9 protein-coding genes are annotated in these 8,676 nt (G+C 60.6%); 4 read left to right on the top strand and 5 right to left on the bottom strand.

The annotated features are described in order from the left end of the window. From VJ604_RS07730 to VJ604_RS07710, 5 genes are all read right to left on the bottom strand, one after another. Positions 1–1,595 (bottom strand): elongation factor G (locus VJ604_RS07730; protein ID WP_324081308.1); only part of this gene is annotated, 1,595 nt, incomplete at its 3' end. A gap of 248 nt (positions 1,596–1,843) precedes the next feature. Next, positions 1,844–2,608: a type III pantothenate kinase gene (locus tag VJ604_RS07725; RefSeq protein ID WP_324081306.1), complete on the bottom strand. Its 765-nt coding sequence runs from the start codon at positions 2,606–2,608 to the stop codon at positions 1,844–1,846. Positions 2,609–2,703: 95 nt separating this feature from the next. Then, on the bottom strand, positions 2,704–3,681 hold the full coding sequence (locus tag VJ604_RS07720; protein WP_324081305.1) for a biotin--[acetyl-CoA-carboxylase] ligase: 978 nt from the start codon (positions 3,679–3,681) through the stop codon (positions 2,704–2,706). After that, positions 3,678–4,508, bottom strand: coding sequence for a carboxylating nicotinate-nucleotide diphosphorylase (gene nadC, locus VJ604_RS07715; RefSeq protein ID WP_324081303.1), 831 nt, complete (start codon positions 4,506–4,508; stop codon positions 3,678–3,680). The genes VJ604_RS07720 and nadC overlap by 4 nt, the downstream gene beginning before the upstream one ends. A 111-nt stretch (positions 4,509–4,619) precedes the next feature. Continuing rightward, the gene (locus VJ604_RS07710) at positions 4,620–5,159 is read right to left on the bottom strand and encodes a DUF4124 domain-containing protein (protein WP_324081301.1); all 540 of its coding nucleotides are present in this window, start codon (positions 5,157–5,159) and stop codon (positions 4,620–4,622) included. A 146-nt stretch (positions 5,160–5,305) separates the two neighbouring features. Here VJ604_RS07710 and VJ604_RS07705 point away from each other — a divergent pair, with 146 nt between their 5' ends. From VJ604_RS07705 to VJ604_RS07690, 4 genes are all read left to right on the top strand, one after another. Continuing rightward, complete coding sequence (locus VJ604_RS07705; RefSeq protein ID WP_324081299.1) at positions 5,306–6,322, top strand: cytochrome c3 family protein; 1,017 nt, start codon at positions 5,306–5,308, stop codon at positions 6,320–6,322. Positions 6,323–6,653: 331 nt separating this feature from the next. Beyond that, positions 6,654–6,872 carry a hypothetical protein gene (locus tag VJ604_RS07700; RefSeq protein ID WP_324081297.1) on the top strand — a complete coding sequence of 73 codons (219 nt, stop codon included), beginning with the start codon at positions 6,654–6,656 and terminating at the stop codon, positions 6,870–6,872. A gap of 2 nt (positions 6,873–6,874) precedes the next feature. Continuing rightward, complete coding sequence (locus tag VJ604_RS07695; RefSeq protein ID WP_324081295.1) at positions 6,875–7,537, top strand: endonuclease III domain-containing protein; 663 nt, start codon at positions 6,875–6,877, stop codon at positions 7,535–7,537. Positions 7,538–7,670: 133 nt separating this feature from the next. Further along, complete coding sequence (locus VJ604_RS07690) at positions 7,671–8,528, top strand: NAD(P)-dependent oxidoreductase (protein WP_324081293.1); 858 nt, start codon at positions 7,671–7,673, stop codon at positions 8,526–8,528. The last annotated feature ends 148 nt before the right edge of the window (positions 8,529–8,676 follow it).

Below are 8,676 nucleotides of genomic sequence, written 5' to 3'. Positions count from 1 at the left end.
GGGATTACGCCACCCACGATCTTGTCCTCGAACAGGTACCCCTCGCCGCGCGGCTGGGGGGCGAGCTCGATCCAGCAGTCGCCGTACTGGCCGCGCCCGCCGGACTGCTTCTTGTATTTTCCCTGCACCTTGGCGGTGCCGCGCACCGTCTCCAGGTAGGGAACCTTGGGGGTCTTCAGCACCACCTCGACCCCGAACTTGCGCTTCATCTTCTCGACGATCACCTCGAGGTGGACCTGACCCATGCCGGAGATGATGAACTCCTTGGTCTGCGGGTCGCGGTGCGACTCGATGGTGGGGTCTTCCTCGATCATCCTGGCCAGCGCCGAGTGGATCTTGTCCTCGTCGTTCTTGGTCTTCGGCTCGATGGCGTAGGAGATCACCGGCAACAGCGGCTGGGCCGGCTCGTAGAGGATCGGCTTCGCCTCGTCGCACAGGGTGTCGCCGGTCACCGTCTCCTTGAGCTTGGTGACCGCCACGATATCGCCGGCCACCGCCTGCTTGATGGCGTGCTGCTTCTTGCCTTCCAGCTCGTAGATCTGGCCGATCCTCTCCTGCACCCCCTTGGAGGAGTTGTAGATCACCGAGTCGGAGTTGAGCACCCCGGAGTAGACCCGGAAGATGGTGATCTTGCCGGTGTAGGGGTCCGAGGTGGTCTTGAAGACCAGCGCCGAGAACGGCTCGCTCTCGGAGGGGCCGCGCTCGATGATGTCCTGGGTGGCCGGGTTGATGCCGGCTGCCTTGGTGCGGTCCAGCGGGGAGGGCATGTAGGCGCAGACCGCGTCCAAAAGCTGGGCGACGCCGATGTTCAGCACCGCTGAGCCGCACAGCACCGGGGTGAAGGTGTTCCTCAAGACGCCAACCCGCAGCCCGTCGAGGATCTCCTCCTCGGTCAGTTCCCCCACCTCCAGGAACTTCTCGGTGAGGGCGTCGTAGGCCTCGGCCACCGTCTCCACCATCATCTCGCGCAGGCGCTGCGCCTCGTCCTGGTACTCCTTGGGGATCTCCTCTTCCTTGAACTTGCCGGAGAGGTCGTCCTCGTAGCGGTAGGCCTTCATGCGCACCAGGTCGATGACCCCCTCGAAGTTTTCCTCGGCCCCCAAGGGCATCTGGATGGCCACGCCGCGCGCACCGAGTGCCTTCTCCATGTCGTCGATGGCGCGCAGGAAGCTGGCCCGCTCGCGGTCCATCTTGTTGACGAAGGCGATGCGCGGGATCTCGAACTCGTTGGCCCATTTCCAGACCTCCTCGGTCTGGACCTTGACGCCGGAGATGGCGGAGAGAATGACGACGGCGCCGTCCAGGGCGCGCATGCAGGCGCGGGTGTCGGCGATGAAGTTGCCGTAGCCCGGGGTGTCGACGAGATGGATGGAGCAGTCCTTCCATTCGCAGTGGTCCAGGGAAGAGGTGATGGAGATGCGACGCTTGATCTCCTCCGGTTCGAAGTCCATCGTGGAGCTGCCGTCATCCACCCGGCCCAGGCGGTCGATCATGCCGGTGTTGAACAGGATCGCCTCGGCCAGCGAGGTCTTGCCGGCCCCCCCGTGAGCTACAATGCCCAGGTTGCGCAGTTTTGCCGTTTCATACCTTCCCATGGTGCCCTCCGTTTGATTTTGAATAAGTCAGTGACCCACCCAGAAAACGAAACCCGACCTGTGAGTAAAGCGAACGAATAAAACCTCATCTACCTATGTCTTCCCTAAACCTGTCTCTGCAACTCCCTCCTTTGTTTATTACTATTCCTATTATAGCCGTGATCCGCGTTTAACCAGTGATAATCAGACGCATGATGCAGCTGACTCAGTCGTGGACGCAGCCAATGACTTTAGCTGCGCGGCTATAACTATTTGTTTCTTTGGTAGATGATCCGCAACCCTTCCAGGGTGAGGAACTCGTCTACCGACTCGATGGTGGTGGACTCGGGAGCGATCAGCGAGGCGAGCCCGCCGGTGGCGATCACCTTGACCTTTTCCTTCCCCTCGCTCTTCATCCGCTGCACGATGCCGTCCACCAGTCCCACGTATCCGAAGAAGATGCCGGCCTGCATGGAGTTCACCGTGTTCTTGGCGATGATGCTGGGGGGGCGCAGGATGTCCACCCGGGGGAGCTTGCTCGCCTTCTGGAAGAGCGCTTCCATGGAGATGGCGAGCCCCGGGGCGATGGCGCCGCCGCAGTATTCCCCCTTCTTGTTGACGTAGTCGAAGGTGGTCGCGGTGCCGAAGTCGACGATGATCAGCGCCTGGCGGTACTTCTCGTAGCCGGCGATGGCGTTGACGATGCGGTCGGCGCCCACTTCCTTAGGGTTGTCGTAGTGGATGGGCATGCCGGTCTTGATGCCGGGGCCGACCACGTAGGGGGGGATGTTGAAATACTGCCTGGCAAGCTTTTCCAGCACGCCGGTCAGGGTCGGCACTACCGAGGAGACGATGATGTCCTTGACGTCCGTAAAGCCGATGCCAGCCAGCCGGAACAGGTCGTGAAAGAGGATGCCGTATTCGTCGATGGTCTTGGACTTGTCGGTGGAGACCCGCCAATCCCTGACCAGTCTGTCTTCGTCGTAAATACCGAGCACGATGTTGCTGTTGCCGACATCGATAACTAAAAGCAAATGAAACCTCCAGCTTCTTTCTTAATACTGCATTCTGCGTTGTCAGACCTGTCGCACCTGTCGGACCTGTCAGACAGGGTGAGGGTGGCGGCCGGTCAGATCAGTGAGACATCCCCGGAGAGCACCGTCTCCACCTTATCTCCTACCAGCACCAAGAGGGCGCCGAACTGGTCGACCCCCTGCACCACGCCGGCGAACTGCCGCTCGCCGACCGACACCTTCACCTGGCGCCCGCGCATGGCCGAGCGCTCCAGCCACTCGTTCCTGATAGCCCCCTCGCCCTCGACCAAAAAACGGTCGTACAGGTCGTCGATCTCGGTAAGCAGCGTGCGGGTGAAGGCCACCCTGTCCACCTCGACCCCGGACTCCTCGATCAGGGAGGTGGCGGGGTAGCGCAGGGTGCCACCCAGCTGGGAGAGCCGCACGTTCAGGTTGACGCCGATACCCAGTACCACGAAGTTGACCTTCTCGGTCTCGGCGTTCATCTCGTTCAACAGGCCGGCGACCTTCTTGCCGCCGATCAGCACGTCGTTTGGCCACTTGATTTGCGGAGTGAGCTCGCTGCAGTTCTCTATGGCGCGCGCCACCGCGACGGCGGAGAGAAAGGTGAGCTGACAGGCGGCCATCGGCGAGATGGGCGGCCTGAGCACGATGGAGCAGTACAGGTTTACCCCGGCCGGAGAGAGCCAGATGCGTCCCAGCCGTCCCTTGCCTGCGCTCTGGCCGTCGGCGATCACCACCGTCCCCTCGCAGGCACCCTCCTCGGCCATCTTGAAGGCAACGCTGTTGGTCGACTCGGTCTCCTTCAGGCAGACCAGGTTGGCTCCAATCCTGCGGGTGGTGAGGCCTTGGCCGATGTCGTGCTTGTTCAAAAGCCTGGGGGAGTCCAGCAGCCGGTATCCCTTGGCAGGCACCGCCTCGATCAGGTAGCCCGCGGAGCGGAGTGCGTTGACGTGCTTCCAGACCGCCGTGCGCGACAGCCCCAACAGGCGGCTCAGCGCTTCGCCGGAGACGAAGCCGTCGCCGGAGCGGAACAGTTCCAGGATCCTGCCGTCGACCTCGGCTTCTTTCAACGCTCCTCCATCAGCATGGAGATGTCGGAGGCCTTCACCGAGTGGGTGAGGGCGCCTACCGAGATGATGTCCACCCCGGTCTGGGCGATGGCCTTGATGGTGGTGAGGTTCACGCCGCCGGAGGCCTCCACCAGCGCGCGCTTGTCGATCAGTTGCACCGCCTCCCTCAGCTGGTCCAGGCTCATGTTGTCGAGCATGATGATGTCGGCGCCAGCTTCCAGCGCCTGGCCGACCTCGTCCATGTTCTCGGTCTCCACCTCGATCTTCAGGGTGTGCGGGATGTAATTCCTGGCCAGGCGGACCGCTTCCTTGATGCCGCCGGCGGCCGCGATGTGATTTTCCTTGATCAGCACCCCGTCGTAGAGCCCGGTGCGGTGGTTGGTGCCGCCTCCCACCCGGACGGCGTACTTCTCCAGCACCCTCAGGCCCGGGGTGGTCTTGCGGGTGTCGACCACGCGTGCGCCGGTACCTTCGATCTCCTTCACGTAGGCGGCGGTCTGGGTGGCGATGCCGCACATCCTCTGCAACAGGTTGAGCGAGACCCTCTCCCCCTGCAAAAGGGAAGCGGCGTCACCCTCGATTTGGGCGATCACGTCCCCCGCCTTGAGGGTCGCGCCGTCGGCGAATAGGGGGGTGAAAACGACGCAGGGGTCGAGCTTGGCGAAGACCCGCTCGGCGACGGCGATGCCGGCCAGCACCAGCGGCTCCTTGGCGATCAGGCGCGCACGCATGCGGCGCGGGGCGGGAAGTACGGAAAGGGTGGTGATATCGCCGGTGTGGATGTCCTCGGCCAGCGCAGTTTCAATTATCTTGTCGATACCATTCATGTAATCTGAATTCTCCTTGTAAAAGCGGCAACTTTTTATAGCACAGCTTAACCATGCCCGCAACCGCTAATAAATCCGCCAAGAACGGCGCCAAATGGGGAACAAGGGGTGTTACCGCCAATCGGCAGGTACCCCTTCCCTGGTGGCCTGCTGGTCCAGATCGTCGAGTTGCTTGAGGGTATCGCTCAGCTTGCTTTCATCCGCAGCGATGGAGTCCTGCATCTCGTTGATGGCGACCCGGTCCTGCGCCCTGAAGTAGAGGGCTCTCTTGCGCCTGAGTTCGGCGAGCTTCGCGTTCTTCTGGGCGAGGGAAGCCTGCAGATCCTTCACCTGCGCTTTCAGTTTGGAGAACTGATCCTTCCACCACGGTGCGTTGTGGCCGCCGTAGGTGGGCTCCTGGTTGGCTGGGGGCTGCTGGGCTGCCGGCTGCTGGACGGGGGTGGGAGCGGCTTCCTGGGTGGGGTGGGCAGGCGAAGAATCCTCCAGCATGGTGAGCTCTTTGGCCTGTTTGCGATATTTCTTGGGGATCTTGTTGCGGCTATCGGTGAAGTGCGTCACGCCGCTTTCGTCCACCCACTTGAAGAAGGCGGCGTAAGCGGCGGAATGGATGAGTAAAATCATCGCAAGCAGAAAGGGAAACGATCTTTTCATCCGGCCTCCTCGGCAAATGCATCACAGGCATGACAACATAAGTAAGCATCAATACTTTTCGTTTGACGATACTGTGTCTCGTGTGTATATTATTGCGTCTAACGTCTCGGACACAGTTAAATAATTCTCGTTAGAAGGAGTGTACCATGCAGTTTCGCCTCGCCATCCTTACGCTCATCCTCCTGTGTGTTTCCCCGGTATGGGCGGTGGAGACAAAGGACATCAAGTTCCCCATCAAGAATGCCGAACCGGTTACCTTCAGTCACGAGATTCACCTGAAGAAATATAACAATAATTGCAAGGTATGTCACAACGCAATTTTCAATCTTAAAGAGCGTCGTCACTTTACCATGGCAGAGATGGAGAAGACCAAGTCCTGCGGCGCCTGCCACACCGGCGTGAAAGCCTTCAGCGTGGCCGACTCCAAGAGCTGCAGCCGCTGCCACAAAGGGGCTCCGCGTAGCGTCGACTACAAGGTCAAGAACGCCGGAGACGTCACCTTCAACCACACCGCCCACGTGGCCAAGATGAACGGCGACTGCCATGGCTGCCACAACGCCAAGGTGATCACCGGCAAAGACGGCCGCGTCACCATGGCCGAGATGGAGAAGGGCAAGACCTGCGGCGCCTGCCACAACGACAAGAAGGCCTTCACCGTGGTCGGCAACTGCGGACGCTGCCACAAAGGGATGAAGACCCACGACATCGTCTTCAAGCCCAAAGGGATCAGCGAGGTGGTCTTCAGCCACGACTTCCACGTCGCCAACTTCGCCTGCAAGAACTGCCACACCAAGTACTTCCCCTTCAGGGCGGACCAGGGACGCGCCACCATGGCCGACATGGGTAAGGGGCTGTCCTGCGGCGCCTGCCACAACGGCAAGGATGCCTTCTCCGCGGTGGGCGACTGCAACCGCTGCCACAAAGGGTTCAAGCCGGGCGTGGTCATCTTCAAGACCTCCATCGGCGAGGCCAAGTTCAGCCACCAGGTCCACCTCGACATGTACAAGTGCCAGGACTGCCACACCAAGCTGTTCCCGTACCGGATCGACAGCAAGCACATGACCATGCACGACATGGAGAACGGCAAGTCCTGCGGCGCCTGCCACAACGGCAAGGATGCCTTCACCGCCGCCGGCGATTGCGAGAAGTGCCACACGAAATAAGCACCGGGCGGCCTTAGCCGCCGGGGATGGCGAATAAGGAAGAGGCGGGGCTGCAGAGGCCCCGCCTTTTTTGTTGCCAATTAGCGACGATCTCCCTGGTAGGGTCCCTTCTCCTTCAAGGAGAAGGACAGGATGAGGATGGGGAGGCCTTTCGGCGTAAATACCCCATCCTCACCCCCGACCCTCTCCTTGAAGGAGAGGGAGAGCTGGGAAAGCTGGCTGGAGTACCGTCGAAACGTTGATTAACCAGCTTTATCGGTTGCCATGCCCTGGCGCTTCTTGTATAAGAGTGCGAGGACGTGACGCTTAATGACGAGGAATTGCCGTGGCGATGAATAAAGGTTATGCGGGCGGGATCGCTGCCCTGAGTATTTTCGTTTTTGGCGGGATTTGCGCCTTCACCGGGATGGGCCTGATTGCCTTCATGAAAGGAAGCGACATCTTCGGGCTGGGCGACGGCCGCACGCTCGGCTTTCTCTTTCTCTGCGTGGGAGCCTGTCTCTCGATCATGGGGGTGCTGATCATGCGGCTGGTGCGGAACAGGTTCTAAAGGTGAAGGACGCCGAGATTCACCAGGCGATGGCTATCCTGACGGAAGCCGTGGCTGTCAATGGTTGGGTGACCCCGGCGGTGACCATCGTGGCGACCCAGGACCGCGACCCGTTTAAGGTGCTCATCTCCTGCATCCTGTCGCTGAGAACCCGGGACCAGGTGACCGCCGAGACCTCGGCGCGCCTCTTCGCGCTGGCCGATACCCCGGAGAAGCTCTCCCGGCTCTCCCTCGAACAGGTGGAGACCGCCATCTACCCGGCCGGCTTCTATCGCGTGAAGGCTCAGCAGATCCTGGACATCTCGCGGCAGATCGCGGAAGAGCACGGCGGCCGGGTCCCTGACGAACTGGACGAACTGCTCAAGTTCAAGGGGGTGGGGCGAAAGACCGCCAACCTGGTGCTGACACTGGGCTACGCCAAGGCCGGCATCTGCGTCGACACCCACGTGCACCGGATCTGCAACCGTTGGGGGTACCTGAAAACCCGCACCCCGGAGGAGACCGAGCTCGCCCTGCGGGCGAAGCTGCCGCCCGAGTACTGGATCGTCATCAACGACCTCCTGGTCACCTTCGGCCAGAACCAGTGCACCCCGGTTTCTCCCCGCTGCTCCAGCTGTCCGCTCTACCAACTGTGCGATCGGGCGGGAGTTATCAAGTTTCGTTAAAACAATGTTTGCAATATAGGATGATTCAAGTATAATTAAGGGCCAAGTTTTTCGCATTAACCTGATTGCTCCGCCCGACGGGGCTTAGACTTACCTGCTGATGCCCGGCATCAGACATCTTGGGGGGTTAACTATGCTGAAAAAGATCGGTTTTGTAGGATTGGGGACCGTTGGCCTGCACATGGCTGCCAACCTCGCCAAGTCGGAGTATCAATTGACGGTGTACGATCAGGACGCCCAGGCCGTCGCCGAACTCTCCAAGCTCGGGGTGACCGTCGGCCAGTCTCCGATGGAGACCGCCAAGGGGAAGGACCTGGTCATCGTGATCGTCCCGGAGAGCCGTCACCTGGTCTTCGGTGACAACGGCGTGCTGGAAGGGATCGACGCCGGCACCATCATGGTGGACATGGGGACGCACTGCATCGAGACCATCGAGCGGATGGCGGAAGAGTGTGCCAAGCGCGGCGTCCAGTTTCTGGAGGCACCGGTCTGGGGGAGCAAGGAGCACGCAGCCAACGGCCTGCTCACCATCTTGGCCGGCGGCGATGAGTCCCTGCTGGGGCGCTGCCGCGAGCCGTTCTCCTATTTCGGCCTCAACATCATCCACATCGGCAAGATCGGTGACGCCACCCGCATGAAGCTGATCGTGAACCTGCTGCAGGCCGAGATGATGCAGTCCCTCTCTGAAGGGCTGGTGTTCGGCGAGAAGATGGGGTTCAAACCGGACAAGATCCTGGAAGTGCTCGACTCCGGCGGGGTTGCCTCGCCGCTCTTCCACTCCAAGGGACGCTCCATCGCGCGCGGCGACTTCAGCCGCAACCTCGCCCTCAAGTACGTCCATAAACAGATGCAGCGCGTGCTTGAGTACGCGGACGAGCTGAAACTCGATCTTCCTTCGGCGAAGACCGTCACCAAGGTCTTCGAAACCGCCGTGGAAAACGGCCGTGGCGAAGAGGATTTCTCGGCCATTGTGAAGGAACTGCGCAAGTAGCTTTTTCTCCAGCCTGAGCTGATCGACAAAAAGGGGCGCCCCAAAAAGGGCGCCCCTTTTTTTGTGCACTCTTTCCGTAAGCCGGACCTATTAAGATAATTTATCTGTACAAAAAATCACCGGATTTAGTAAAAATAGTTGTTCCACC

Origin of the sequence: Geomonas sp. (genome assembly GCF_035254065.1) — a bacterium.
Taxonomy (GTDB): Bacteria; Desulfobacterota; Desulfuromonadia; order Geobacterales; family Geobacteraceae; genus Geomonas.
Note: the sequence above shows the minus strand (reverse complement) of the source record. Positions and strands in the feature narration are given on the sequence as shown.